The sequence below is a fragment of the Acrocarpospora sp. B8E8 genome (assembly GCF_039871605.1).
In the GTDB taxonomy this organism is placed as follows: domain Bacteria; phylum Actinomycetota; class Actinomycetes; order Streptosporangiales; family Streptosporangiaceae; genus Acrocarpospora; species Acrocarpospora macrocephala.
The window spans coordinates 193282-218946 of the sequence record NZ_JBDPLV010000003.1; the positions used below are offsets into that span (position 1 = coordinate 193282).

General features: G+C 67.6%; 24 protein-coding genes. 16 read left to right on the forward strand and 8 right to left on the reverse strand.

Annotated elements, in window-relative coordinates:
- Positions 1-11: 11 nt before the first annotated feature.
- Positions 12-809, reverse strand: a complete 798-nt coding sequence (locus tag ABGB08_RS04990; RefSeq protein WP_347586742.1) for an IclR family transcriptional regulator — start codon at positions 807-809, stop codon at positions 12-14.
- 127 nt (positions 810-936) lie between these two features.
- Between ABGB08_RS04990 and ABGB08_RS04995 the strand changes: the two genes are divergently transcribed.
- The 4 genes from ABGB08_RS04995 to ABGB08_RS05010 are packed head-to-tail and all read left to right on the forward strand — an operon-like array spanning position 937 to position 4690.
- Complete coding sequence (locus ABGB08_RS04995) at positions 937-2106, forward strand: FAD-dependent monooxygenase (protein ID WP_347586744.1); 1170 nt, start codon at positions 937-939, stop codon at positions 2104-2106.
- Positions 2107-2124: 18 nt separating this feature from the next.
- Entirely contained in the window at positions 2125-3195 is a 1071-nt protein-coding gene (locus ABGB08_RS05000; protein WP_347586746.1) for a cupin domain-containing protein, read from the forward strand.
- Positions 3192-3983: a fumarylacetoacetate hydrolase family protein gene (locus tag ABGB08_RS05005; protein WP_347586748.1), complete on the forward strand. Its 792-nt coding sequence runs from the start codon at positions 3192-3194 to the stop codon at positions 3981-3983. Before ABGB08_RS05000 ends, ABGB08_RS05005 begins: the two co-directional genes overlap by 4 nt.
- A 2-nt stretch (positions 3984-3985) precedes the next feature.
- On the forward strand, positions 3986-4690 hold the full coding sequence (locus ABGB08_RS05010) for a maleylpyruvate isomerase family mycothiol-dependent enzyme (protein ID WP_347586750.1): 705 nt from the start codon (positions 3986-3988) through the stop codon (positions 4688-4690).
- Here ABGB08_RS05010 and ABGB08_RS05015 read toward each other — a convergent pair.
- Positions 4668-5096 carry a hypothetical protein gene (locus ABGB08_RS05015; RefSeq protein WP_347586752.1) on the reverse strand — a complete coding sequence of 143 codons (429 nt, stop codon included), beginning with the start codon at positions 5094-5096 and terminating at the stop codon, positions 4668-4670. The genes ABGB08_RS05010 and ABGB08_RS05015 overlap by 23 nt on opposite strands.
- 97 nt (positions 5097-5193) lie before the next feature.
- Between ABGB08_RS05015 and ABGB08_RS05020 the strand changes: the two genes are divergently transcribed.
- From ABGB08_RS05020 to ABGB08_RS05030, 3 genes are all read left to right on the forward strand, one after another.
- Positions 5194-6183 (forward strand): GlxA family transcriptional regulator, encoded by a 990-nt coding sequence (locus ABGB08_RS05020; RefSeq protein ID WP_347586754.1) that lies wholly within the window; start codon positions 5194-5196, stop codon positions 6181-6183.
- A 201-nt stretch (positions 6184-6384) separates the two neighbouring features.
- The gene (locus tag ABGB08_RS05025; protein WP_347586756.1) at positions 6385-7563 is read left to right on the forward strand and encodes an FxsB family cyclophane-forming radical SAM/SPASM peptide maturase; all 1179 of its coding nucleotides are present in this window, start codon (positions 6385-6387) and stop codon (positions 7561-7563) included.
- Between the two features lie 10 nt (positions 7564-7573).
- Positions 7574-8833: an HEXXH motif domain-containing protein gene (locus ABGB08_RS05030; RefSeq protein ID WP_347586758.1), complete on the forward strand. Its 1260-nt coding sequence runs from the start codon at positions 7574-7576 to the stop codon at positions 8831-8833.
- 3 nt (positions 8834-8836) lie between these two features.
- On the opposite strand, the gene fxsT is transcribed toward ABGB08_RS05030, so the two are convergent.
- Positions 8837-11380, reverse strand: a complete 2544-nt coding sequence (gene fxsT / locus ABGB08_RS05035) for an FxSxx-COOH system tetratricopeptide repeat protein (RefSeq protein WP_347586760.1) — start codon at positions 11378-11380, stop codon at positions 8837-8839.
- A 146-nt stretch (positions 11381-11526) separates the two neighbouring features.
- On the opposite strand from fxsT, the gene ABGB08_RS05040 reads away from it, so the two are divergent.
- The 4 genes from ABGB08_RS05040 (at position 11527) to ABGB08_RS05055 (ending at position 18014) form a co-directional block, all read left to right on the forward strand.
- A complete protein-coding gene (locus ABGB08_RS05040; RefSeq protein ID WP_347586762.1) occupies positions 11527-11682 on the forward strand; it encodes a hypothetical protein in 156 nt (51 codons plus the stop codon).
- Positions 11683-11782: 100 nt separating this feature from the next.
- Complete coding sequence (locus ABGB08_RS05045; RefSeq protein ID WP_347586764.1) at positions 11783-13780, forward strand: tetratricopeptide repeat protein; 1998 nt, start codon at positions 11783-11785, stop codon at positions 13778-13780.
- 39 nt (positions 13781-13819) lie between these two features.
- Positions 13820-15226: an MFS transporter gene (locus ABGB08_RS05050; protein ID WP_347586766.1), complete on the forward strand. Its 1407-nt coding sequence runs from the start codon at positions 13820-13822 to the stop codon at positions 15224-15226.
- Positions 15227-15287: 61 nt separating this feature from the next.
- A complete protein-coding gene (locus tag ABGB08_RS05055) occupies positions 15288-18014 on the forward strand; it encodes a P-loop NTPase fold protein (RefSeq protein ID WP_347586769.1) in 2727 nt (908 codons plus the stop codon).
- Between the two features lie 36 nt (positions 18015-18050).
- Here the strand turns inward: ABGB08_RS05055 and ABGB08_RS05060 are convergent, their stop codons facing one another.
- From ABGB08_RS05060 to ABGB08_RS05070, 3 genes are all read right to left on the reverse strand, one after another.
- Entirely contained in the window at positions 18051-18800 is a 750-nt protein-coding gene (locus ABGB08_RS05060; protein WP_347586771.1) for an SDR family oxidoreductase, read from the reverse strand.
- A 76-nt stretch (positions 18801-18876) separates the two neighbouring features.
- Positions 18877-20034 (reverse strand): chromate efflux transporter, encoded by a 1158-nt coding sequence (gene chrA / locus ABGB08_RS05065; protein WP_347586773.1) that lies wholly within the window; start codon positions 20032-20034, stop codon positions 18877-18879.
- A gap of 83 nt (positions 20035-20117) precedes the next feature.
- Entirely contained in the window at positions 20118-20420 is a 303-nt protein-coding gene (locus ABGB08_RS05070; RefSeq protein ID WP_347586775.1) for a PadR family transcriptional regulator, read from the reverse strand.
- Between the two features lie 209 nt (positions 20421-20629).
- Here ABGB08_RS05070 and ABGB08_RS05075 point away from each other — a divergent pair, with 209 nt between their 5' ends.
- Together ABGB08_RS05075 and ABGB08_RS05080 are read left to right on the forward strand one after the other, a co-directional pair.
- Positions 20630-21331: a DUF433 domain-containing protein gene (locus ABGB08_RS05075; protein WP_170322459.1), complete on the forward strand. Its 702-nt coding sequence runs from the start codon at positions 20630-20632 to the stop codon at positions 21329-21331.
- Entirely contained in the window at positions 21306-21737 is a 432-nt protein-coding gene (locus ABGB08_RS05080; protein ID WP_347586778.1) for a hypothetical protein, read from the forward strand. Before ABGB08_RS05075 ends, ABGB08_RS05080 begins: the two co-directional genes overlap by 26 nt.
- Positions 21738-22008: 271 nt before the next feature.
- Here the strand turns inward: ABGB08_RS05080 and ABGB08_RS05085 are convergent, their stop codons facing one another.
- Positions 22009-22851, reverse strand: a complete 843-nt coding sequence (locus ABGB08_RS05085; protein WP_347586780.1) for an aldo/keto reductase — start codon at positions 22849-22851, stop codon at positions 22009-22011.
- Positions 22852-22918: 67 nt separating this feature from the next.
- On the opposite strand from ABGB08_RS05085, the gene ABGB08_RS05090 reads away from it, so the two are divergent.
- A complete protein-coding gene (locus tag ABGB08_RS05090) occupies positions 22919-23545 on the forward strand; it encodes a helix-turn-helix transcriptional regulator (protein WP_347586782.1) in 627 nt (208 codons plus the stop codon).
- Here ABGB08_RS05090 and ABGB08_RS05095 read toward each other — a convergent pair.
- Positions 23540-23980, reverse strand: a complete 441-nt coding sequence (locus ABGB08_RS05095) for a MarR family transcriptional regulator (protein WP_347586784.1) — start codon at positions 23978-23980, stop codon at positions 23540-23542. The genes ABGB08_RS05090 and ABGB08_RS05095 overlap by 6 nt on opposite strands.
- Before the next feature lie 180 nt (positions 23981-24160).
- Here ABGB08_RS05095 and ABGB08_RS05100 point away from each other — a divergent pair, with 180 nt between their 5' ends.
- Positions 24161-24409 (forward strand): hypothetical protein, encoded by a 249-nt coding sequence (locus ABGB08_RS05100; RefSeq protein WP_347586786.1) that lies wholly within the window; start codon positions 24161-24163, stop codon positions 24407-24409.
- Between the two features lie 155 nt (positions 24410-24564).
- The gene (locus ABGB08_RS05105) at positions 24565-25656 is read left to right on the forward strand and encodes a DUF5685 family protein (RefSeq protein ID WP_347586788.1); all 1092 of its coding nucleotides are present in this window, start codon (positions 24565-24567) and stop codon (positions 25654-25656) included.
- Positions 25657-25665 lie beyond the last annotated feature (9 nt).

Sequence of the window (25665 nt, forward strand, 5' to 3'; positions counted from 1 at the left end):
CTTTCCCATTATCAGCGGGAGTCGGGCTGCTCAAGCCCGGCATCCCGCAGCGCCCTCGTCATGTCCTGCTGGGCCTCGAACAGGTGGGCCAGCGAATCGGGGGTGAGCAGCCGGTCGAATCGTGAGATCGGGGTGGCGAGCGAGAACGCGGCGAGGGGGCGGCCGGCGGAGTCGAGGACGGGCAGGCCGATCGCGCCGAGCCCGCTCTCGGACTCCTCGCGGTTGGTGGCGTAGCCCCGCGCCCGCACCGTGGCGAGTTCATTGAGGAGCTCGGAGAATTCGCCGGGGGAAAGCCGGTGCTCGGCGGTCCCATTGCCCAGATAGAGCCGCGCCAGGTAGTCAGGGCTCTGGTAACTCAGCAGCGCTTTCCCGCCAGAGGTGGATCGCGCGGCGAGGACGGACCCGGCCCGATCCCCGACCCGCAAGATAGCCGTGGCTTCGACCGAGTACAGGAACCGGACGTGCGCTCCCACCCGGACCATGAGGTTCGCCGTCTCGTCGAAGCGCGCGCACAGCGCCTCAAGCGCGGGTTGCAGCACCTGGCGCACCTCGCGGTGCCAGGTCGAACTCACCGCTCCCACCCCGAGCACCGGGCTGGGAGCGTAACGCTTGGAGTCCTCCTGGATGGCGAACCCCCGATACACGAGCATCGCCATCAACCGGTGCGCGGTCGACACGGCGACACCCAGATCGGTGGCGATATCCGTCAGCCGGACGCTGCCCTGATCGCGAAGGATCTGCAGGATGCGCAGCGCGTTGTCCACCGAGGCAATCGGGTACGGCGGCCGCTGGATGTAGTTCTTCTGCACCCCAGAAGAATAACGCGCTTGAAGCCCGGCGAAAGCCCGGCCAAGGAACACTGATTCTGTGAGCCAGCGGAGATGCCTAGGTGGAGACCGCTCCCGGCGCAATGGACGTTAAACGAGGGGTTCTGTTGTGAAGAAAAATAGGCGACCGGTTATCGTCGTCGGAGGGGGAATCGGTGGTCTCACGGCCGCGCTCGCGCTGAGATTAGGCGGGGTCGAGGTCACGTTGCTGGAGCGCGCCGACGAATTCGGCGAGGTCGGCGCCGGGCTTCAGCTGGCCCCCAACGCCACCAGGATTCTGGCCGAGTGGGGGCTGCTCGATAAGACGCTCCAGCTGGGTTACGAACCTCGCAGCATCGTGTTGAAGGACGCGGTCGACGGCTCGGAGCTGACCCGTCAGGACCTCGGCGAGGAGTTCCGGGCCCGTTATGGTGCGCCGTACATCGTGATTCACCGCAGTGACCTGCACACCATTCTGCTGGACGCCGCCCGGGCCGCCGGGGTGGAGCTCATCACCGGAGCCGAGGTCGAGTCCGTCACCGACGGACTCGACGGGGCGAGCGTCTCGGTGGCGAACGGCACCACGTGGCTGGCCGACGCGTGTATCGCGGCGGATGGCCTGACGTCCCGGGTGCGCGACGCGATCGTCGGCGATCAGCCCGTCTCGTCCGGATACGTCGCCTATCGCGGCACCCTGCCCCGGGGCGACGACACGTTCGAGGACGTCGTGGCCTGGCTGGGTCCTGGCTGCCATTTCGTACGCTATTCGCTGCGCAACGGCGAAATGCTGAACCATGTCGCGGTGTTCCGCTCGCCCCGCTTCGCGGCCGGGCACGAGGAGTGGGGCGGCGTGGACGAACTCGACACCGCCTTCGCCGAATGCTGCGCCGAAGTCCAGGAGGGCGTCGCCCACCTGTGGCGGGACCGGCGCTGGCCGATGTACGACCGCACGCCCACGCCGCAGTGGCGCCGCGGTTCGACCCTGCTCGTGGGCGACGCCGCCCATCCGATGCTCCAATATCTGGCCCAGGGCGCCTGCCAGGCCATCGAGGACGCCGCGACGATCGGCCGCGCCCTCGACCGCCACAACGGAATCCCGGCCGCGAACGACTGGCCGTCGATCTTCGACCAGGTCGTCGGCGAACGCGAACCTCAGACCACCCTGGTCCAGAACTCGGCACGCGTCTGGGGTGACATCTGGCACACCGACGGACTGGGCCGGCTCCTGCGCAACGAACTGATGCGACGCAGGGACACCAAAGATTTCCGCTACAGCGACTGGCTGTACGGCGCTCGCTGACCAATGGGAAGGAATGACATGACCGCAGAACCGGACGAAGCGGCGCTGAAGCAGCTTTACGCCGACTTCGAGGCGAACGATCTCACGCCCCTGTGGACTCAGTTGAACGACCTCATGCCCCTGGTGCCGGCGCCGTCGGCGAAGGCGCACGTGTGGCGGTGGTCGACCCTGCATCGGCTGGCCGAACGCGCCGGGGATCTGGTTCCGGTCGGGCGAGGCGGAGAGCGCCGTGCCATCGCGCTGGTGAATCCGGGCCTGCCGGGCACCGCGTACATCGCGCCGACGTTGTGGTGCGCCATCCAGTATCTGGGGCCGCGTGAGACCGCGCCGGAGCATCGCCACAGCCAGAACGCGTTCCGGTTCGTCGTCGAAGGCGAGGGTGTGTGGACGGTCGTCAACGGGGACCCGGTCGCGATGCGCCGGGGTGACTTCCTGCTGACGCCGGGGTGGCATTTCCACGGCCATCACAACGACACCGACCAGCCGATGGCGTGGATCGACGGGCTGGACATTCCGTTCTCGCGCTACACCGACGTGGGGTTCTTCGAGTTCGGCTCCGAGCGGGTCACCGATGAGGCGTCGCCCGCGGTGTCGCGCAGCGAGCGGCTGTGGGCGCATCCCGGGCTGCGGCCGATGTCGGAGCTGGATCCACGGACATCGTCGCCGCTTGCCGCGTATCGCTGGGAGCACACCGACGCGGCGCTCACCGAGCAGCTCACCCTTGAGGATGAGGGCCATCCAGCGACGGTCGAGCAGGGGCACGCCGCGATCCGGTACGTGAATCCGACGACGGGCGGGGACGTCCTGCCGACGATTCGCGCGGAGTTCCACCGGCTGCGAGCCGGAACCCGGACGCGTACGCGCCACGAGGTCGGCTCGTCGGTCTGGCAGGTTTTCGAAGGCAGCGGGTCGGTCGTTCTCGGCGGCGAAGAGCGGTCGGTGTCGACGGGTGACCTTTTCGTCGTTCCTTCCTGGGTTTCGTGGTCGATTCAGGCGGAGACGCAGCTTGACCTGTTCCGTTTCAACGACGGGCCGATCATCGACCGGCTCGGTTTTTCTCGTACGTTCATTCCGGAGGACGGCTCGTGAAGATCGGCACCATCCGAACCGGCACGGGAACCGCGCCCGTTGTCGTCGGCGAGCACGACGTGACGGTCATCGAATCGTTCGATGATGTCGGGGCGCTGCTGGCGAGCGGCCCGGGCTGGCGGGATCTCGCGGACAATGCGGGCGGCCCCACGATCCCCCTGGCGGAGCTCGAACCGTCGCAGTGGGCGCCGGTGATCCCGCGACCAGGCAAGATCATCTGTGTTGGGTTGAACTACCGGAACCACATCCTGGAGATGGGTCGTGAGTTGCCCGCATATCCGACGCTTTTCACCAAGTACCCGGAGACGTTGATCGGTCCCTTTGATCCCATCCAGTGGTCCTCGCACTCCACAGACCTGGACTGGGAGGCGGAACTGGCGGTCGTCATCGGCTGGGATGCCGCTATTGCCGGATATACGATCATGAATGATGTCACGCTGCGGGATTTCCAGTACCACACGACCCAGTGGCTGCCAGGGAAGAACTTCGCCGGGACCACGCCGCTGGGGCCGTACCTGACGACGGCCTTCACCCACGGGCGGATCAGCACGACCGTGAACGGCGAGCTCATGCAGGACTCGTCAACGTCTGACCTGGTCTTCTCCCCCGCCGAGCTGGTCGCCTACATCTCCCGGTTCCTGCCCCTCGCACCCGGCGACGTCATCGCCACCGGCACGCCCGGCGGCGTCGGCCATGCCCGCAAACCTCCCGTCTACCTGCGGCCGGGCGACGTCGTCCAGACCGAGATCCACGGGCTCGGGTCCCTGCGCAACGTCGTCGGAAGCTGACCATGGGCGCGCGAGTCGACCGCACCTCGGATCCGGCGATCCTCGCGAATCTGCTCCTCGCGAGGAGAGGCACGGCCTACTTCCTCCGCAAGCTGAGAGAGCTCCCCGACGGCGAGTTCGGCGGGGACTCGCTGCTCGCCGGATGGACGCGCAGCCACGTGATCGCCCATGTCGGCTACAACGCCCGCGCCCTGTCCCGGCTGGTCAACTGGGCGGCCACGGGCGTGCAGACCCCGATGTACGCCTCGCCCGCCGACCGCGATCACGAGATCGAGTTCGGCGCGACGCTCAGCCCCAACGCCTTGCGGAACCTCGCCGAGCACTCCGCCGTACACCTGAACGTCGAATGGCGGGATCTCGCGCCCTCGCGCTGGTCACAGCAGGTGCGTACCATCCGCGGACGGGCGGTCCCGGCGACGGAGACCGCCTGGATGCGGGCCCGGGAGGTGTGGCTGCACGCGATCGACCTGGACAACGGGGGCCGATTCGAAGAGCTGCCGGAGGAGTTCCTGCGGCGTCTCCTCGACGATGTCACCGCCTCCTGGGCGGCTCGGGACGTGCCGTCGTTCTCCCTGCGCACAGGCACCGAGACCTACGACGTCCGCCCGGCCGACCACCCGATCCCGGTAACCGGCACCCTGCCCGTCTTGGCCGCGTGGGCCACCGGCCGCCGGCAACGGGATGTCACAGCGCCTCGGTGGCTCTAGCACCTCGGTGGGCGTGGTGGGTGTACTCCGCACGGCGAAGGAGCATCACGCCGAGCATGAGGGGGAACATCGCGATGTGCGCGGCCATCATCAGCGTTCCACCGCCGATGACATCCAGCCAGAGCAGCGGGAACAGGGGAACGGCGGGGGCGAACATGACGGCGCACATTTCCAGGGTGGGCCGCCAGGCGTGCCCACGAAAACGCATCCAGACGGCCATCCCGACGGACATGTTGAAGGCCATCACCAGATAGCCAAGATCAGGGTGCTCCGTGTGGGAGATGTCGAGCCCGACGGCGGACTGGAGGGATCCCAGCGCGAACATGCCGACGAACATCGCGATGATCATCTCGACGTAGTGGAGGGTGAACCGCAGCCATCCGCTGCGCGCTTTCGTCGCTGTCATGGTCCGACTATGTGACCAGAGGCGGGCATGCCCAAGAAGGGCGACCAGGCTGGTCCGGAATCTTGGGCACCCGGTCCTTTCGGCTTAGAGTCAAGCCATGAGCGCGCGGCATTTCGTGGTCGTCGGATACGACGCCGCAGAGCTACTGGACATCGCCTGCGTGGTCTCGGCCCTGGAGTCCGCGAACGTGCAAGGCGCTTCCCCCTACTACAAAGTCCGCTTCGTCACCCCCGGCGGCCGCCCCATCGACTGCGGCCCCACCGTGACCCTGCACACCAGCGAAACCCTCGAACGCGTCACCGGCCCCATCGACACCCTGCTCGTCTCCGGAGGAATCGGAAGCGAGGACGCGGCCGCCAACCGGCTGCTCCTCGCACACATCCGCCGGCTGGCCCGGGAAAGCCGCCGCGTGGCCTCCGTCTGCACCGGAGCCATGATCCTGGCCGCCGCCGGCCTCCTCGACGACCGCCGAGCCACCACCCACTGGCGATGGGCCGACCAAATCGCCGCACGCCACCCGAACGTCCACGTGGACCCCAACCCCATCTTCATCCGGGACGGAAACGTCTACACCTCGGCCGGCGTCACCAGCGCCCTGGACCTCACCCTCGCCCTCATCGAAGAGGACCACGGCCCCGACCTCGCCAGAACCGTGGCCCGGCAATTGGTGGTCTACCTCCAGCGCCCGGGCAACCAGGCCCAGATGAGCATGTTCACCGCCCCGCCCTCACCCGCCAACAGCCTGGTCAAACGCGTGGTCGACTACATCACCGCCCACCCCGACGCCGACCTGACCGCCGCCACCTTGGCCACCAACGCGGGCGTAAGCGAACGCCACCTGACCCGCCTGTTCCTCAAACACCTCGGCCAGCCCCCCGGCAAGTTCGTCCGCCTGGCCCGCACCGAAGCCGCCGCCCACCTCCTCACCTCCACCACCCTCCCCATGCCCGCCATAGCCACCCGCTCCGGCTTCGGCACCCCGGAAACCCTCCGCCAGGCCTTCATCGACTGCTACGGCATCCCCCCGTCCCAATACCGCCTCACCCAGTCCCGCATCACCCCACGTGCCACCGGATCACATCCCTGACCAGGCCCGAAATGTGGCATTAGTGATCAGACGCATTCTCACAATCCAGCCACTTATCCCATCGCCTGAGAAAGTTACCAAGCTCCCTATTGCGTCATATCTGGGGTAAAGTCATAAATTACCCATAAGGATCCCTGATGGGTGCGGGGTGTTTCCAGGTTGATATCCAACGCAGGGGACCCAGCGCAGGAATGGCCCGACATGATCGATGTCGATGAGCTGCTGCGGCGGGGATGGCGCGCTCATCCGTTCCGGCAATTCCTGCTCAAGGTACACAGCAGATGCAATCTCGCCTGTGACTACTGCTACGTCTACACATTGGCCGACCAAAGCTGGCGCTCCCAGCCGATGATCATGGATCCCGCGCTCATCACGGTGGCCGCCCATCGAATCGCCCAGCACGCCGACGATCACGATCTGACCTCGGTCCGGGTGATCCTGCACGGGGGCGAACCGCTCCTGGCCGGGCACGGCTACCTGGCGAACATCGTCGACACGATTCGCAAGGAGGTCGGCGGCGGTCTCCGGGTCGACGCCGCGATCCAGACCAACGCCGTCCTCCTCGACGCGGCCGCGTTGCGGTCATTCAGCGCGCTCGACGTGCGGGTGGGTGTGTCACTCGACGGCAGCCCGCGCGGCAACAACCGCAACCGCCGGTTCGCCGACGGCCGCGGCAGCTACGACGCCGTCGCCCGGGCCCTGAGACTGCTGGGGAGCGAGCCCTTCCGCCACCTCTACAGCGGCCTGCTGTGCACGGTCGACCTGGCCAACAGCCCGATCGAGACCTACGAGGCGCTGATCGAGTTCGAGCCGCCGGCAATCGACTTCCTGGTCCCGCACGCGACCTGGGACTCGCCGCCGCCGACGCGCGATCCCGATGCGACCCCCTACGCGGACTGGCTGATCACGATCTTCGACCACTGGTACGGGAGCCGTGGCGAGACCGTCATCCGGCTCTTCGAAGAGATCATCAATGTCCTGCTCGGCCGTTCGTCCGCGACCGAGGTCATCGGGCTGACCCCGTCGTCCCTGGTGGTGATCGAGACGGACGGGACGATCGAACAGACCGACTCCCTCAAGGTGGTCCAACAGGGCGCCGCGGCGACCGGGCTCAACATCGTGGACCATTCCTTCGACGCCGCCCTTCGCCACCCCGGCATCGTGGCACGGCAGCTCGGCTGGGACGCGTTGAGCGACACCTGCCAGGCGTGCCGGTTCGGCCGCGTGTGCGGGGGCGGCCTCTACGCCCACCGGTACCGGACCGGCAGCGGCTTCCGCAACCCCTCGGTGTACTGCGACGACCTGTACCGGTTGATCGAGCACATCCGGGCCCGCCTCGTCGCCGACCTCCGACGGTCCACTGGACGCCCGATCACCTGACGGAGTAGCCATGGAATTGCATTCACACCGGCTTTCCCCCGAGATCCTGGGTCGGCTGGCCCGGGGCAGCGGCGGCGCGCAGGCCATCGCCGAACTGTCCGCTGCGCAGTACAGCAGGCATCTCTCGTTGATCCTGGGTGTGCTCGACGTATCGGCCCGCCGCCACCACCCCCGCGCGAAAGACGTGACGCGCGCCTACGACCTGCTCACCGACCTGTCGCGGCAGGCCCCCGAGGCGGTGAATCAGTTGATCAGATACCCGGCCGTGGGCGCCTGGGCGAAGCACACCCTCCGGGCGCTGCTCGATGACCAGGCCACCGCCCTCGCCCCCGCCCACCTCGGTTCCATCGCCGTCGCCGCCGCGATACGGGCGCGGATCCCCTGTGACATCCGGGTGCCCGTCCGCCAGGGCGGGATCACCCTGCCCTCGATCGGCCGCATCGACCTGGAATCGGGCGAGGAACGGATGGTCGATCTCCAGGTGACCGGCGCGGACGCGGTGACCGTGGACGGCGTGCGCGGCCCGCTGACGCCCCTGCGGCATCTCACCTCGGCGGACGGTGCTCTCGACCTGGTCCTGGACGATCTGGATCCGCATCGATGGGATCTGACCCGGGTGATCGACGGGCGGCTCCCCGCCGATGAGGCGGCCTCGTGGCAAACCTGCCTGGATGAGGCCTGGCGCCTGCTGTCGGACCCGCATCGGACGATCGGCGGAGAGCTCCGGTCGCTCGTCTCGGCACTGACTCCCATCAAGGCCCCTGCCCGCGGGAGCAGCAGCGCCTCCGCGCGGGACAGATTCGGCGCGGTCGCCCTCTCCACGCCACCGGACGGCCGCTGGCTCGCCGCCACCTTCGCCCACGAGCTTCAGCACACCAAGCTGAACGCGGTCCTGGATGTCGTCGATCTCCTGCGGCCCGATCAGCGCCTCTTCTACGCGCCGTGGCGCGACGACCCGCGCCCGCTCGCCGGGCTGCTCCAAGGTGCGTACGCGTTCACCGGCGTGGCCGGATTCTGGCGACGCCAGCGCCAGATCGACGACGACCTGCGCCCGCACCTCGAGTTCGCCCGCTGGCGCGCGGCCGCACGGGACGTCACCGGCACGCTGCTCGGCAGCGACATCCTCACCGAGGCGGGCGAGCGTTTCGTCACCACGATGCGAGGAACCCTGTCGGCCTGGATGGACGAGCCGGTCCCCCAGGCCGCCCTTGACGGCGCCGCAGACGCCGCCGCCGCGCATCGCGCGGCCTGGCTGGCCAGGAACAGCTGATGGTTACAGCGGCGGCGGATCGAAATCCCAATCGATCCGTTCGCCCTTGAGGGCCCGGGCCAGATCGGGATGATCCGGCCCCAGCTTCTCCCGATACGTCTGGACGGTCTCGGCCCGGAGCTTCTTCTCCTCGGCCTCCATCCCCGCGTTGTCCAGGTCGACGGCGAGATTCACGGCGCCGGCCAGGGTGAGGTGGTGATCCTCCCCGAAGAACGCCCGAAGCCCGGCCAGCGTCTCCTCACCCTGGCGGACCGCCGCCTCGGTGTCCCCCATCGCGGCGAAGTCGCTGGCGAGATTCACGGCCACGCAGAAGGTGTACCCGTGATTGGCGCCGAGCCTGCTCACCAACCCCTCGTACGCCTCCGCATCCTCCTCGCGTGCCCGGGCCGCGTCCCCGCGACGCCGGTAGAGGAGAGCCAGGTTTCCCTGGCAGCCATAGGTGTACGGATGGTGCGCGCCATAGACGCGCCGGTACCGGGGCAACGTGTCCCTGGTCAGCGCGAACGCCTCCTCGATGGCGCCCGCCTCACGCAACGTGTTGGCCAGCGCGATCGCGGCCGCCATGGCGTCCGGGTTGTTGGGTCCGAACAGCTTGTGGAACCTGCTGTGGATGTCCCGGGCCATGGCGAGAGATCGGGAGATGTCGCCGGTGCGCCGCAACGCGATCGACAGATCCTTGCCCGTCTTGAGGGTCAGGGGATGTTCCGGCGTCAGCTCCCGGATGCCGAAGGAGTACGCGTCCTCGCCCATGGTGCACGCCTCTTCGAAATCGCCGCAGAGCCGGATGACCAGGGCCAGGCCGTTCCACGCGTTCAGCACCTCCAGCTTGCCGATCCCCGTGGCACTGCTCATCTCCAGATACGTGAGGTTCTGCAGGTCCCTGGCTTTCTGGTAGTCGCTGAGCAGCACGTTGTCCAACCCCAGGTTGTTGATCACCTGAAGGGTGGTCGGGTAGGTCGCCCCGAACTTCCGTTCCAGGGCGTCCATCGTCACCTGGTCCCGCTCGCGAGCGGCCTCGAAGTCGCCGAGCGCGCGCAGGTTGGCTCCGTAGGAGTTGGCGACTCTGAGCGTCTCCTCGTCGTCGGGTCCGAACGTCGCCTCCATCAGCTCCAGCGTTTCCTCGTTCAGGTGATGGGACGCCGCGTACTCGCCGAGCTGCCAGAGCACGTTCCCGAGCTGCCGGCGCAGGCGCAGCACGTCCGGGCTGGACTCCCCCGACTGCTCGGTCCACGCGGCGAGGAACTGCTCGGCGAACGTCCTGGCCGAGGTGTAGTCGCCGATTCGGTAGAGATAGCGGAGGAGGTTGATCCCGAGCACGCGCGCCGGCCCTTCGACGCAGCGAACGAAGCCGGTCGGCTCGATGTGCGGAAGGATCTCGCGGAAGCTGCGCCACATGGAGGTGTTCTGCGGGTCGGAGGGCGCGCCTCCGGCGAGCAGCAGGTGGACCTCGTGCCTGATCTTGCTCCGCTCCTGCTCGCTCAGCGCATCTCTGAGCAGGGCCTGGACCAGGCGATGGACCTGAACGGTGCCCGCCAGGGAGTCAACCTTGATCAGGGCGAACTTGTTGAGCTCTCCGAACGCCTTGTTGAGCAGCACCGGATCGGCCATCATCGGGGCGATGCTCTGAATGCCCGCGGTCTTGTTGCCCCGGCGGAACACGTCCCTGGGGATGGGGTCGGGCCCGAAGAAGGCCAGGCACCGCAGCACCACAGCCGCTTCCGGCATCCTTTCCTCGATCACCTGTACCGACAGCTGCCAGGCGGCCGTCATCGACCGGGGATACTCGCTCGACTTCCCCATCGTCAGCACTGACCTGGTCTGCTGGCCGAGCGCGAGGATGTACTCGTCGGTCGACATCCCGGTCGTCAGCTGCAGGGCGGCGGCTTGCTCCAGAGCGAGCGGAAGGTCACCCAGCGCTTCGGCCAGGCCATCGGGCTCCTCCGGGGGCATGTCCCGCTTGAGCCTCTTGCGGAGGAAGGCGATGCTCTCCTCGCGGTCGAAGACGTCTACGGCGATGCTCTCGTTGTTCTCGCTCCAGCGAGTGTTGCGCGAGGTGATGAGCACGTGCCCAGGGCCGCCGTCCGGAATGAAGTACTTGATGGACTCCGGCTCGTCCGCGTTGTCGAAGATCAGGAGCCACCGGTCGAACGGGTCGCCCTGCTGTAGCGCCCTGCGGACCACGGCCGCGGACTCCTCGACACCGACGGAGCTCGCCGGGGGCAGGCCGAGCTCCGGAGCGAGTGCGGCCAGCGCCGCGGACAGCAGGGCCGGCTGGTCCGCGGCAATCCACCACACCACGTCGTACGAGCTGCGGTACTTCCACGCGTACTCGGTGACCAGCTGGGTCTTCCCCACCCCGCCCAGGCCGTGCAGGGCCTGCGGCACATTGGTGTGGGCGACGATGGCCGTGGTTCGCGACATGTCCATGTTGAGCCGCAGGCGCTCCAACATGCCCTCTCGCCCGGTGAAGTTCAGGTTCCTGGCGGGAACCCGCCCCCACACCGGAGGCATCCGCATGGGGGCGTAGTCGTTGACCTGCTCGTTCACGTATGCCTCCGGCCGCCGTCTGTACTATTTCAAATCCTAGGATTGATTCCCTGGAAATAGCGTCACAGAATCACAAATAAGCACGGGAGTGGGAACAGTCCGACCGATAATCGTGATAGTGGTTAGCCACAAACCCAGGGGAAAGTATGAGCGAAAACACCTCCGCCGGCCTGATCGACATCAATGGCCTCGATCTTGGCTTCCTCAAGACCGCGGAGTCTCCCGCGCTGCGGAGGGTCTACGAAAAGGCCGCGCAGGATCCCGACCACCCTTCTGTCGCCGGATTCCAATCGGCACTCTGATCCCGGACCTGGCCACATATCAATTGCGATAATTCTCCATCCACGCGCTGACGACGCACGAATCGCTGGCACAATCGAGGGCGATGGGCGGGACACCGTGATGAAGACCACCGGCAGCGAACTCTCCCCGGCGCGGCCGTTCGTCGCCGCGCGCGCCTTTCGCCGGGAGGATTCGGTCCGGTTCTTCGGGCGTGAACAGGAAGTTCGCGAACTGGCCGGCCAATGGCTGGCCAATCCCGTCACGATTCTGCATGGGCCGCCGGCCGTGGGGAAATCGTCCTTGCTCGCCGCCGGCGTGCTTCCGATGCTTGATCCGCGCAGCACGGATGTGCTTCCGATCGGGCGCTTCTCGCGACCGCCGGCCGTGCCCGCGGCGCTGGTCGGGGAGACCGGCAATCCCCTGGTCTTCACTTTGCTCGCGTCCTGGTCCCCCTATCGGGCACCGACCGAGTTATCCGGTCTGACGATCTCCCGGTTCCTCCGCGGCAGGCCGCCCAAGCTGGATTCGTTCGGCGACCGCGTGCCCATCCTGGCCGCCATCGACCAAGCGGACGACCTGTTCACCTATTCCGGCGACAGAGCGGCACACTGCGACCAGTTGGTCGAACAGCTAGGCGAGACGATCGACAGCGATCTGCCGTTCCGCCTGCTCGTCGTGGTCGGTGACAATTGCTTCGACCAGCTGATGGAGCGGCCGCACCTGCGCGGCCCGCTTGACGGCCACACGTACCGGCTGCGCCCGCTCAGCGTGGCTTCGGCCCTGGACGCCTGTCGCAGACCCGTCGAGGACGGCAAGCGGGTCTTCCTCCCTGGCGTGGCCGAAGCGCTGGTCGACGATCTTCGTACCGTCCGCCTCGGCAGCGGCGCGCACGAGGTCGTCCACGTGCGGGAGAGTGTGGAACCGCTCCTGCTCCAGGTCGCGTGCGCCGCCCTGCTGAATCCGCTCCCAGCGGATCACAGGGACATCACGTTCGAGGACGTGGCGAGCGTGGACCGGTCGATCGCGGATTTCTGCGACCGCATGATCGGCGAAGTCGCCGCTGACCACTTCCACGGTGACACCGAGAAGCTCAGAGCGCAGCTCCTGGAAACCTTCGTCGACCCCGCCGGGGCGCAGGCCACGGTCCACCGGCGGTTCGGCCTCGCCGGCGGGCTGCCCGACCGGCCGCTCAAGGCACTGACCAGCCGCCACATCCTCAGGGTGGACAGGACCGGCGAACGCTACCGGATCTGGACTGACCGGCTGGTCACCCCGCTGATGCTCGGGGGCTCGGGGAAGCCCCGGCGCTTCAGCGCGTCCAGCCATCTCCGGCTGGCGGAGTCCGCACTCCGCGCGGGCCAGTTCGACATCGCCACCCGGCATGCCGCCGAAGCACGTCGGCTGGGGGGCGGAGACAGTCACCTGCCCGCCCGGATCGAGTCATTCCTCGGGGATGCGGCCTACCTGGACGGCGGTCTCGACCGCGCGGTCGAGCACTATCGCGCGGCGGCCAAACTGCTGACCACCCTGCCGGGCAATGAGACGGCGGTCGCGACCTTGCTGACGGCGATCGGCCAGATTCTGATCAAGCAGGGAAAGCCCAGCTCCGCGATCAAGGATTTGACGGCCGCGGTCCGGCGCAGCCCGGACGATCCGACCATTCAGACCGAGCTGGCCTGGGCGATGTGGTTCAGCGGGCACGAGGTCGGCGCGGTGGACATCCTGGACGACGCCCTCGCCACGGTGGGGAACGCCCCCGAGGCGCTGCGGGCCCGAGGCGAGATCATGTCGGATCTCCGGCGGCCGGAGCGCGCCCTCCGCGATCTGGAACGGGTGCGCCCGCTCCAGCGGTCGTCCACCAGAGCCGCATACGCGCTGGCCCTGGCGCTGAGCGGAGACCTCCCCAACGCGATGCTCGCCATCCCGCCGATGGACACCGAGCAAGACGGTTCCACCCTGCTGCGCGCCGCCCGCGTCATGGAGGCCGCCGGGAACCGTTCCGAAGCGGGACGGCTGGCCCGCAGGGCCCGGCAGACCACGGCACAGCCCACGCTCCCGCCCCGGCTCGCCGCGGAAGCCGACCGCCTGAGCGAGCCGGAGCACGACCGCCGAGCCTGATCACCACATCCCGGCAATCTCACCGTCCCGTATTTGCCAATGCTTTACTCTCTGACAGTGCAGCCATCCTTACTCGCCGACCCGGGCGCGCGGAACAATATCGCCGAGGCCCAGGTGGTGGGGGATGGGGTAGTGACGGGCGGACAAAGAGTATGGTCGGCCTGGGTTCTCTTCACTAACCGGGACTTTCGGCGATCTTGGACGGGGTCGGCGCTGTCCATGCTGGGCACCCGGACGCTGACGGTGACCTACCCGCTGCTTTCCTACGCCCTCACGGGTACGTCAGCCTGGATGGGCTGGGTGGTGTTCGCGGCGACGGCTCCCGCGCTGCTCACCTATCTTCCGGCGGGAATGCTGATCGACCGGCTCAGTCCCCAGCGCGTGATGGCCTGGAGCGAGGCGGGACGGGGCCTGCTCCTGGCCTCGCTCTGCGTGGCCATGGTCCTCGGCCAGCCGCACATCTCCTTACTTCTGGCCGTCGCATTCGTTGAGGGCGGGCTGGCGGTCCTGTCCTCAGTTGCGGAGACCGCGCTCATCCCAGCGACGGCGCGGAAAGGGGAGACGGACACCGCCCTGGCCGTCCACGAAGCCACGGTACACACCCTGGCCCTGGCCGGGCGACCGCTCGGCGGCGTGCTCTACGGGCTGGGCATGCTCACCTCGTTCTTGACGAACGCCTTCTGTTTCCTGCTCGCCGCGGCCGCGCTGTTCCGGGTGCCGGCCGGCGAGCCGCCAGATCGAACACTGCGGCAGCCATTCGTCCGGGAGATCCGTACCGGTGTGGAGGAGGTGCTCAAGCATCGGTTTCTCTTTTCCGCGACCCTCCTGACGGCCCATATCAACCTGGTGATGCAGTCTCTCACCGTCGTCTTCATCGCCCACATGTCCACGACCGGACTCAGCCCGGCGGTCATGGGGATGTATCTCGCGGCGTCGGGAATCGGCGGCATCATGGGCGCCCTCATTTCGCCCAAGCGGCGAGACATCTCCAACAAGATCCAAGAAACGATCGACCGTAATTGGATCGCGGCGCTGGCCGAATGGGTCGGGCTCACCCAGAGCGGTCGTTCCACCCTGCTGGTCCAGATCTGGCTGTGCTCGGCCGGACTTACGCTGATCTTGTTCGCCGACCTGACACCGTGGGCTTTCGGGCTGGCGTTGCTCCTCAACGGTATGGGCGGCGCGCTGAGCAATGTGACGATTCGCACGGAGTTCAATAGCATTCCCGCCGATAGAACCGCGCGTGTTGTCAGCATTTCCCGGCTGGTGGCCTACGGCTCGATCGCATTGGGGCCCGTGGTGGCCACCCTGCTCTACGAGAGTGCGGGCCCACACGCCACGGTAATGATCCTGGCCCTCTTGATGGTGGCCTCGGCCCTGGCCATGACATTTACTCCCTCCTGGCGGCGATGTCTGTCTCCGAACTGGCAGCCCGTGGAGCCGTAGCGCCGATAATCTCCTGGCCATACCCCGCACACAGCCATCGTTTTTCCAGTGAAATTGGTATATGACGCGCTTGCTGTGGATATTGGCGGTTGTCGTCGGGATGGCGGGGACGGCAGAACCGGAGTTCCTGGACCAGGGCCCGCTTTCCATTCCGCTTGAGCGCCTGGTGCCCGGAAACAACTGGAAGATCACGCTCGTGAATCCGGGGGTCGCCACGGACGCGCACGTTCAGCTCTCCGGATCGATCGCGACCGCCCTGAGCGTCGAGGGCACCGGCCGGGTGTACCTCGCGGCGGGAGGCACCGCGACGATCGTGCTGGTGCCCGGTCCGAACCGGCAGGCGTCGACCGGCCAGCTGGTTCTGACCGCGCCAACCGGCATCGACCGGCGGCAGATCGCCGTGGTCGGCCCGTCATTCCTCGCGAGATACCGCGTCCTCCTCATGGGCGCCGCCGCCCTCCTGCTCCTGGCCGCGGGCGCGTTCTGGTGGCGGCGGCGCCGATCCCGCCAGGCGGTCGACGCGCCAGGAACCGGCGAGCAGGAGGGCCAGGAGGGCTTCACCCACAACGACGAGCCGTCAGCGAGCGATCTCCTCAACCGGGCTGAGTACGTCCAGGAGCTGGCGCAGCTGGCCGGGGCGGCGACTCCGCCGATGGTCATCGGCGTGTTCGGCGAGTGGGGCACGGGGAAGACCTCCCTGCTGATGCAGGTCAGGGAGCTGCTCCAGGAGCGGCACTCGCACTGCGCGCATGTGTGGTTCGATCCCTGGCCGCACCAGCACGACGTCAATCCCGTCCTGCCCCTGCTTCACACGATCGTCACCGATCTCGGGCTCGCCGGGCGGGCGGATGTCAGGCGGACGCTCCGGACGATTTCCGAAGTGCTCGGATCGCTGGTGCTGACGGCATCGCTCAAACTCACCGTGGGTGATGTGCGCAAGTTCACCGAGGCGTACGACGAGTCGAATTTCCGGGCCCGATCCGAGCGCACCAGGCTGGATCAGCATCTCAGTTCACTCATCGGGCAGGCCCTCGCCGCGAGCGGAAAGAAGCGGCTCATCGTGTTCATCGACGACCTGGACCGATGCGAAGCCGATCACATCACCTCGCTGCTCGAAGCCCTGAAAATCCACTTCAACCGCAACAACTGCGTCTTCTTCCTCGCAGTCGCCGAGGAACCTCTGATCGCCGCGGTTCGCGTCAAGTACGGAGACCAGGGAGTGGACAACTACCTGGACAAGATCGTCCAATTTCCGTTCTGGATGCCCCGGCTTTCCGACAGCGACTTCCACAGCTATGTCGACAAACTGCTACGGGACCCGATCAAACCAGCCGCGGACCTGCTCAAAATCGGACTCGCGCACAATCCTCGCGCCATCAAGCGGTTCATCAACGTGCTGATCCTGCAGGACAGAGTAGCGAGGGCGAGAGTCCTGGCGAACTATGACATATCCATACTGGCTGCGGTTCTCCTGATCCGAGACGGCGACCGCGAGTTCTATCGCCGGCTGGCAGACGACCCCACGCTGCTCAAGCGCATCGAGGAAGACCTCGAGACGGCCGAGAACGAGACCCTTCCGGACTGGGGGGTGCTCCCCCTGCGGATCGTCCGTTGCTTCCTCGACCGGCAGCGTGAGATTCCCACGGACGTGAGCCCGTACATCGATCTGGTGAAGGCTTCGCCGACGCTGCCGGCGGACTCGGAGATAACGTCCGCCGAGCAGGCCGTTCCCCGGCATGACCAGAGGAGTCGCAAGGAGTTCCTGGGCACCCGCTCGGTGCTCGCCGATCGGGTCAATCGGCAGGTCAAGCAGTTGGTGGAGGAGGACCGCGTGCTTGCCCCGCTCCTTTGCCTTCCTGGCGAGGACACCCCGCGTCCCCTGGCCGGGCTCGCAGAAATCATCGCGCTCTGGGACGAGAAGATGCTCCTGGCCGGTACGGCCGGCGTCGGCAAGACGGTCCTCGCCGCGCGAATAGCCCAGCACCTGCTGGAGCAGGCGACGAACCCCGATCAGCCGATACCCGTGTTCCTGCGGTTGCGTCTGCTACGGACCGATCGGACGGGATTCGAGCTGTCGTTGACGCACGCACTGGTGGGCGAGTACCGGATTCCGCTCTCCGAAGCGTTCGCCATGGTCACGCGTGGACGCCTGATCTACATACTCGACGGCTTGGACGAAGTGGAGGATTCCGACAGGCTCGTCGACACGTTACTGAGCTGGCAGAACCAGACCGGTGCAAAGATCATCATGACTGCCCGCGCCAAATCCACCCGAGATGCCCTGACGAGATATCCCTCATTCGACCTTGTGGTCGTGCACGGCATCGCGGCGGAGGAGGCCGAGCGCCGGTTGCGGAATGTGCTCGCGGAGCACGGCGTCGACCGCGAACGTCTGGCCCTGCCCGCTGAGGTCATCCATTCCCCGGAATTCCTGGCGACGTTGACCACGCGGACATCCTGGATCAGTGATCTGCCGACAGGTCCGGTCGATTTCATCAAATGGTATGCGGATTGGGCACGGTCGAAGTCCGCAACCGCCGAGTTCACCACCCCACAGATCTCGATGGTCCTTCAGGGACTCGCCAGGCATTTGCGCGTCAGCGGGGACGACATGTTCTCCAGCGAGGACCCGCTGGTCAGAAGCGTTTTCCGGCGTAACGGCGTCATCGGGGTGAAGGTGTCGTCCGCGATGACAACAATGATCGAGACCGGCCTCCTCCGCGAGGTCAGCCCAAAGCGATACCGCTTCGTCCACCCTCTGCTCGCGAAGGAGTTCGCGGGCACCTGACAGCGTTCCCGCTCTGCGGCTGTCAAGGCCTGATGTTCAGACCGCGCTGCGTCCGCCGTCCACGGCGAGGATGGTGCCCTGGGTGTAGCTGGACTCGTCGGAGGCGAGGTACGTGATCGCGGCGGCGATCTGTTCTGGCGATGCCACGTACCCGGCGGGTGCCTGTTCGGCGAGGTCGTCCGGGATGTCGCCGGACCGGTCCGCCATGGGGGTGCGGACCGGGCCTGGGGCGACCGCGTTGACCCGGACGCCCTTGCGGCCGTATTCGGCGGCCCAGTTTCGGGTGAGCTGGTTGAGCGCGGACTTGCCGGCGCCGTACGCGGCCGAGTCGGCTATGCCGATACTGCCCGAAATGCTGGTCACATTCACGACGGAGCCGCCGCCGCGTGCCGCCATGGCTGGGGCGATCTCGCTTACCAGGTAAAACGGCGCCTTCACGTCCGTGGCCATGATCGCGTCGAAGGACTCCTCCGGGAAGTCCTCGGTCGGGCCGAACGCGGCGACTCCGGCGTTGTTCACCAGGATGTCGATGGGGCCGACGGTCTCGGCCGCGCGGTGGGCCAGTTCCTTGGCGCTGGCGGCGTCGTGCAGGTCGGCCGGGATGAAGTCGGCTTCGCCGCCGTTGGCGCGGATGGCGTAGACGACGGCCATCCCGCGTTCCTTGTCCCGTCCCGCGACGGCGACGCGGGCCCCGTTCTCCGCCAGCATCAGCGCGGTGGCCCTGCCGATCCCACTCGTCGCACCCGTCACCAGTGCGTTCTTACCGGTCATGTCGTATGAAGCCATGATGTTCCCCCCTTTCCACGCTATTCGGCGACCTCAGGGCTGTCCAACGGCCGGAGCATGCGCATGCCGCCCGATGTCAGGTGAGCAGGGTGTGGGCCAGGCCGATGGCGGCGCCGCCGGCGATGTACCAGGCGCTGTTGAGCCTGGTCTTCCACAGCAGGCCCAGGGTGAGCAGGGCGATGGCCGCCGTCAGCGGGTCGATGATCGCGGTGAGGCCGAGCTGGTAGGACACTCCGGCCATCAGGGCGAGCGCGGCGGCGTTCACGCCGTCGAGCAGGGCGGAGGTCCACGCCGCCGAGCGCAGCTTGTCGGTGAGCTTGGTCAGCAGGCCGACGAACACGAATGACGGCAGGAAGATGGCGACCGTGGCCAAGAACGCGCCGATCGGTCCGGCGATCACGTAACCGAGGAAGGTCGCCGTGGTGAAGACCGGGCCGGGGGTGACCTGCCCGATGGACACCGCGTCGATGAGCTGCTGCTCGGTGATCCAGCCGAGCCGCTCGACGAAGTCGCCGCGCAGGAACGCCAGCAGCACGTAGCCACTGCCGTACAGCACAGCACCGATCTTCAGCATGGTCGTGAACAGCTGGACCAGCTGGCCGCCGGCGGGATCGCCGAACACGGGGGAACCGGCGAGCAGCGGGGCGGCGAGCATGCCGTGCGCCTGGTCGCGCGATGGGCGCGGCATCCGGGCGGCGGCCGCCAGCAGGGCCCCGCCGGCGAGCACGAGCAGCTCGTTGACGCCCAGCAGGTAGGCGACCAGAGCGGCGACGGCCAGGATGCCAAGCCAGATGTTCTTGACCGCGGTGCGCAGCAGACCGAGCAAAGCGTGCGCGATGATCGCAATGACCGCGGGGACTATGCCATACAAGATGCCTTCGACCGCGGGTGTGTGGCCGTAGGTCACGTACGCCCATGCCAGCCCGGTGACCATAAGCGCGGCCGGGAGGATGAAACACACTCCCGCGGCGATGAGGCCACGCCAGCGGGCCCGGTCGAAGCCCAGGTGAATGGCCAGTTCGGTGGAGTTGGGGCCGGGGATCAGGTTGGTGGCGCCCATCAGGTCGACGAAGCGCTGGTCAGTGACCCAGCCGCGACGCTGGACCAGCTCATGGCGCATCATCGCGGTGTGGGCGACAGGCCCGCCGAAGGCGATGGTCCCCAGCTTGAGGAACAGCAGCGCCACTTCACGCCACGACGCCTGGCCGGGAGGTGCGGGCGGTTCCTGACTCATGTGGGGGTTCTTTCCTTACGAGGACCGATATCGCCAGACGATATCAAGGCGCCCATGACAGGACGGTGAACACCGTACGACGATCAGGACTGCTTGGGGAGGACCTCTCGGGCCAGCTCAGCCAGCGCGGCCCGATCCTCGGCGAGCGCCGCATGCCCGGCCTCGGTGGCCCGATATACCCGCCGAACGCGACCATCAACGGTGCGCTGCTCGGAAATCAGCAGCCCGTCGGCTTCCAGCCGATGCAGCGTGGGATACAACGTCCCCGGGCTGATCGCATACCCATGCCGGGCCAGTTCCTCGGTCATCCAGGCACCGTGAATCTCCTGCTCGGCCGCATGATGCAGGATGTGCAGCCGAACCGCACCACGCAGAAACTCCCGCATCAGACCAGCCCTTCCCCACCCGAGCCGTCCACGGACCTGACCAAAGAGGTGACGAATCCGATATCGGCTTCCGATACTACCTGCGACCGTACCCCGCAGGCAGCGGTTAGCATCGTGGCCGCCGGGAGGCAATCGGCCGCTAAACCGACGAGCGACATCATTGAAGTGACAGAATCGGCTGAGATCACGAGGCAAAACGGGAGGTGAGCGTGGCGATCAATCGGTTCACGACACCGCTGTATGGCATCGCCGAAGCGGCGGGCTATCTCGCCGTGCCCCCGTCAACCTTCACCACGTGGGCCTTCGGTTACGAACGTCGTCTGCGTGACGGCCGAACCGTCCACGGCACCCCCGTGATCACGGCTGCACGACCGGACCGCCCCAACGAGGCGTCCGTGCCGTTCATCGGCCTAGCCGAAGGATACGCGCTGGCCGCCTTCCGGCAGGCGGGAGTGCCCCTCCAGCGGATCAGACCCGCCATCGACGCGCTCCAGCGCGAGCTCGGACTGGAGCACGCCCTGGCCAGCCGACGCCTCTTCACCGACGGCGCTGAAGTGCTCTACGACTACGCCGAGCACGTCGGCGACGAGTCCGCGCGAGAGCTGGTCGTCGTCCGCAATAGCCAGCTGGTGTTCTCCGAGATCGTGGCCAGCTATCTACGCCGGGTGGACTTCGCCGCAGACGGATACGCCCAGGTCATCACTTTGCCGCAATACCGGGTCGCCGACGTGCGCGTCGATGCCGATCACGCGTTCGGCCGCCCCCGCTTCGCCCGAGGCGGTGCCAAACTCGAAGACGTCATCGACCTGTTCCAAGCCGGCGAGCCGGTCGACGTCGTGGCCGAGGAGTACGGACTCAGCAGAGACGAAGTCGAGGACGCGCTCCGTGTCGCCACCCGAGCAGCAGCCTAAGTTCTTCGTCGACCGCAGTCTGGGACGAGTAGCTGTCCCAGGACTGCTCCGCGCTGCCGGTTGGGATCTGATCACCCTGGCCGAACACTACGGCGTACCCGAAGACGAAAAGGTCGAGGACACCCGCTGGATCGAGGACAGCGCCAAGCTCGGCTGGGCCGTACTGATGAAGGACAAACGCATCCGCTACCGGCAGGCCGAGATCGAAGCCGTCATCGAACACCAGGCCCGATGCTTTGTCATTACCCGCGGTGACCTCACTTCCGCCGCCTACGCCGAACGATTTGTGACCAACCAGAAAGCGATCTTCGCTGCCGCCGTCACGGCAGGCCCCTACATCTACGCCGTTCACGCCGATCGGCTCGAACGCCTATATCCCCCACGCGACCAGATGCCACCTGCTTAGAAGTGATCACCGAGCACGTGCCCTGATATCGCCCACTGCGAACGGGTATCGCCCTCGCTGGTCGGCGTGGATAGCGGGGTAGGCGAGGGGCAGGTCATTCTTCTGAGGGTGTAGGGGCGGTTCTTGGGCTCTTAGCACCACTGCGACCGCGAATGCCGCGGCCACGCAGGCGAACGATGTGACGGCTGTTGGGGTGCTGGTTAGGTCGGCGAGGGCGCCCATCGCCCGGCGCGGTCTGCCACGCGGCCTGGCGTGAGTCCCTGATCTTCCGCTAACCGAGGTCGGCGAGATCGTCCGGTGTGAGGTTGATGCGGTCGGCGCGCATGTTCTCCTCCAGGTGGGCGAGGGAGCCGGTGCCCGCGATGGCCAGTGTCACCGGTGAGATGGCCAGGAGCCACGCGAGCGCGATCTGCGCGGTTGTCGCGCCGTGGCGGGCCGCGACCTTCTCCAGCCTGGTGGCGTCGATCGGGCGAAAGCCGCCGCCCAGCGGGAAGAAGGGCGCGAACCCGATCCCCGCCTCCTCGCAGGTGGCCAGCAACGCGGCGTCGCCACGATCGTGCACGTGGAAGGCGTTCTGGACCGCAGCCACCGGGGCGATCGCGCGGGCCTCGGCGAGCTGGGCGGCGTCCACGTTGCTCATCCCGAGGTGCCGGATCAGTCCTTCTTCCCGGAGCTCCGCAAGCACCGCGAACCGGTCGGCGATCGAGACGCCACCAGGCCCGGACATCCCGCCGACGCGCAGGTAGACCAGGTCGAGGCGGTCCACGCCGAGATCGCGCAGGTTCCCCTCCACCAGCCCGCGAAGCTGCTCCGGGGCCGCCTCCTCGCTCGGCATACCGCCGGGGCCGAGCAGCGGCCCGACCTTGGTCGCGATCACCAGCTCCTCCAGGTACGGCGCGAGCGCCCGGCGGATCAGATCGTTGGCCCGTACCTCGCCCCGCAGGTAGAAGCCGGCCGTGTCGATATGGTTCACGCCCAGCTCCACCGCACGGCGGAGGACGGCGATGCCGGTCGCGGGATCGCGTACCGGCCCCTGGAAAGTGCCCGTGGGAAGGCGCATCGCGCCGAAGCCCAGCCTGTTGATCGTCAGGTCGCCACCGAGAAGGAATGTCATGGCCGCAGCCTGCCGACCGGCCAGGCATGAAAGCGACAGCGTGGCAGCTTGCTGCCAGACTGGCGGCATGGAGGTCGTTACGGTTCACGGTGACCAGGAGCTGATACTTCGGGCGGGCCACCTGTTCGAGGGTGTGCGTGACGAGTTCGTCTGCGCGGCTGTGGACCTGGACACCTGGTCGCGGCGACCGGCACCCAATCGCATCCTCACCGGCCTCGCCGTGCGAAAGCTGTTCACTCCGGCGGCGCTGATCGGCGAGCCGGACCGTCTGCATCTGCGCCAGATCGCGAGTAAGGGCGTGCGGGTGCGGATCAGCTCCAGCCCGCTGCCGCACGAGACGATCATCATTGACCGGCGGGTGATGATCCTGGCCGGTGAGGCCACGCCAACCGGCAGGCAGTACACCGTGACCACGGTGCCCACCCTGGTCGGCGGCGTGCACGCGCTGTTCGCGGCGGCCTGGGATGCGGCCACCGACCTGGACGCCTACTTCCGCGGTGAGATCCCGCACCTCGATCCCGCCGACCGCCCGGTCCTGCGCGCCCTCGCCGACGGGCTCACCGACCAAACCGCCGCCCGGCGGCTGGGCGTGTCGCTCCGCACCTACCGCAGACGCGTCGCCGACCTGATGACCAAGCTGGACGCCGACTCTCGCTTCCAGGCCGGGCACCGCGCGGGAGCGCTGGGCCTATGAGCTGTCGTCGTTTCCGGTGACGAGGGATCGTAGAAGGCGCACTGCCTGCTCCAGCGTTCGCCGGTCGTCGTCGGGAAGCCGTTCGAGCCGCGCGGCCAGGACGCCGACCCGCCGTGCCCGGCCGCGTTCCATCACAGCTCGGCCTTTCTCGGTCGCGTGAACGACCATGGCGCGTCCGTCGTGCGGATGCTGGCGCCGTACAGCCAGACCGGCGGCTTCCAGAGCCGCCACGATGCGGCTCATCGTCGGGCCCGCGACCCGCTCCGCTTTGGCCAGTTCCGAGACTGTACGCGGGCCGCCCAGCGCCACGACCGACAGCGCCGACAGCCTGGCGGGCGTGATGCCGAGCTCGGAGTCCACCTCCCGCACCTTGCGCAGCAGGTGTATCGCGGCCGAGTGCAGGTCGGTCGCGAGCCGTTCCACGTCGTGGTCCATGACGGCAATTTACATAGCCTTGCTACGCGTCTAATACCCAGAGCATTGCTACGTAGTTTGGCCGGCGGAGAGAGATGCGATGAACGGGCAGCCATCCACCCTCGGGCAGGTCGCGCAACGCGCCCACGATCTCGACCGGGCGACCACCTTTTACCGATCGCCACCTACGACCCTCCGGGCTTGGTCTTCTTCGACCTGGGCAACACCCGCCTGCTGATCGAGAAGGCCGCGCCGTCGGCACGCCTCTACCTGCGGGTGAGCGACATCCACGCCGAGACCGCCCGCCTCAAAACCCTGAACGTGGAGATCGTGGAGGAACCCCAATTGATCTTCTCCGATAGCACCGGCACCTTCGGATCCCCGGGCGCCGAGGTCTGGATCTCCGCCTTCACCGACTCCGAAGGCAACACCCTCTGCCTGATCACCTGACGTCCTGCGGAGGGGCGCCACCAACGCCGACCCGGCACGTGCAAACCGGCTCGATCTTCTAACGGGCACCGAGCCCCCGCTCGACGTCGCCGTTTGCAAGTGTGCGACAAGTGGCGCCTGGCAGGCTAAGCGGCGGATGTTCAGGGAAGGGGCCTATGTTCGGGATCGTTCGCCCATGCCGGCACGGAATGTGCGGTGGACTGTTCAAGCAGTGGATGGCGCATCTGTGCGGGCTCTGCCTGGCGCTCAGGGACGAGCACGGGCACGCCGCCCGGCTGGTGACCAACTACGACGGCCTGCTGGTGTCGGTGCTGACTGAGGCGCAGACGCCGGCCGCCGCCCCTCGGCGGCGCGCGGCGGCCTGCGCTCTGCGCGGGTTCAAGGGGGCCGACGTCGTCGAGGCCGAGGGGGTACGGCTGGCGGCGGCGGTCTCGCTGATCCTGGCCTCGGGCAAGCTCAGAGACCACATCGAGGACGGCGACGGCCTCTACGCCCGCCGGCTGGTGGCGGCCGGCGCGGGACGGTTGGCCGAACGCTGGTCGTCCGCCGGTTCCGGCACGGCCGCCGCGCTCCGGTTCGACCCGGCCCCGCTGCTGGCGGCGGTCCAGGAGCAGGCCCGGCTGGAGCGCCTGCCCGCTGCGGGCCTGCTCCAGCTCACCGCCCCCACCGAGGCCGCGGTCGCCGCCGCCTTCGGGCACACCGCGACGCTGGCCGGAAAACCGCGCAACCGGGAGGCGCTGGAGGAGGCCGGGCGATACTTCGGCCGCCTGGCGCACCTGCTGGACGCCGTCGAGGACCTGGCCCGCGACCGCGCGAATGGCGTCTACAACCCGCTCGCCGCCTCGGGCACGGATCTGGCGGCCGCGCGGCGGCACTGCGACGACGCCGTGCACGGATTGCGGCTCGCGGAGGCGGAACTGGACCTGGAGCGACGCCACCTGGTCCACGCGCTGCTGGTCAGGGAGACCGGCCGCGCCACCGCCCGGATCTTCGGGGAGGCCGAGCAGGAGAGCCCCGAGGCACCGCCGCGTGATCCTCGGCTGAAGCCGGACCCCGGCGGGCTGCTGTCGCTGCTGTGCCTGTCGGCGTCCTGCTGCACCTGCGGGCTGTACCGGCCACCGTGGGACGAGGACCGGTACAAATCGTGCGGCGACCGGTGCGACCCCGGTGGCTGCGACGCCTGCGGCCAGTGCTGCAACGCGTGCTCGGGTTGCTGCGACTGCTGCAGTTGCAGCTGCGACTGCTAGCGGGCCGGC

Bases quoted from the DNA above. Each gene is read 5' to 3' on its own strand.
- ABGB08_RS05000 (WP_347586746.1), top strand. From the start codon at position 2,125: ATGACCGCAGAACCGGACGAAGCGGCGCTGAAGCAGCTTTACGCCGAC.
- ABGB08_RS05010 (WP_347586750.1), top strand. From the start codon at position 3,986: ATGGGCGCGCGAGTCGACCGCACCTCGGATCCGGCGATCCTCGCGAAT.
- ABGB08_RS05015 (WP_347586752.1), bottom strand. From the start codon at position 5,096: ATGACAGCGACGAAAGCGCGCAGCGGATGGCTGCGGTTCACCCTCCAC.
- ABGB08_RS05020 (WP_347586754.1), top strand. From the start codon at position 5,194: ATGAGCGCGCGGCATTTCGTGGTCGTCGGATACGACGCCGCAGAGCTA.
- ABGB08_RS05025 (WP_347586756.1), top strand. From the start codon at position 6,385: ATGATCGATGTCGATGAGCTGCTGCGGCGGGGATGGCGCGCTCATCCG.
- ABGB08_RS05030 (WP_347586758.1), top strand. From the start codon at position 7,574: ATGGAATTGCATTCACACCGGCTTTCCCCCGAGATCCTGGGTCGGCTG.
- ABGB08_RS05040 (WP_347586762.1), top strand. From the start codon at position 11,527: ATGAGCGAAAACACCTCCGCCGGCCTGATCGACATCAATGGCCTCGAT.
- ABGB08_RS05045 (WP_347586764.1), top strand. From the start codon at position 11,783: ATGAAGACCACCGGCAGCGAACTCTCCCCGGCGCGGCCGTTCGTCGCC.
- ABGB08_RS05050 (WP_347586766.1), top strand. From the start codon at position 13,820: ATGCTTTACTCTCTGACAGTGCAGCCATCCTTACTCGCCGACCCGGGC.
- ABGB08_RS05055 (WP_347586769.1), top strand. From the start codon at position 15,288: ATGACGCGCTTGCTGTGGATATTGGCGGTTGTCGTCGGGATGGCGGGG.
- ABGB08_RS05060 (WP_347586771.1), bottom strand. From the start codon at position 18,800: ATGGCTTCATACGACATGACCGGTAAGAACGCACTGGTGACGGGTGCG.
- chrA (WP_347586773.1), bottom strand. From the start codon at position 20,034: ATGAGTCAGGAACCGCCCGCACCTCCCGGCCAGGCGTCGTGGCGTGAA.
- ABGB08_RS05070 (WP_347586775.1), bottom strand. From the start codon at position 20,420: ATGCGGGAGTTTCTGCGTGGTGCGGTTCGGCTGCACATCCTGCATCAT.
- ABGB08_RS05085 (WP_347586780.1), bottom strand. From the start codon at position 22,851: ATGACATTCCTTCTCGGTGGCGACCTGACGATCAACAGGCTGGGCTTC.
- ABGB08_RS05090 (WP_347586782.1), top strand. From the start codon at position 22,919: ATGGAGGTCGTTACGGTTCACGGTGACCAGGAGCTGATACTTCGGGCG.
- ABGB08_RS05095 (WP_347586784.1), bottom strand. From the start codon at position 23,980: ATGGACCACGACGTGGAACGGCTCGCGACCGACCTGCACTCGGCCGCG.
- ABGB08_RS05105 (WP_347586788.1), top strand. From the start codon at position 24,565: ATGTTCGGGATCGTTCGCCCATGCCGGCACGGAATGTGCGGTGGACTG.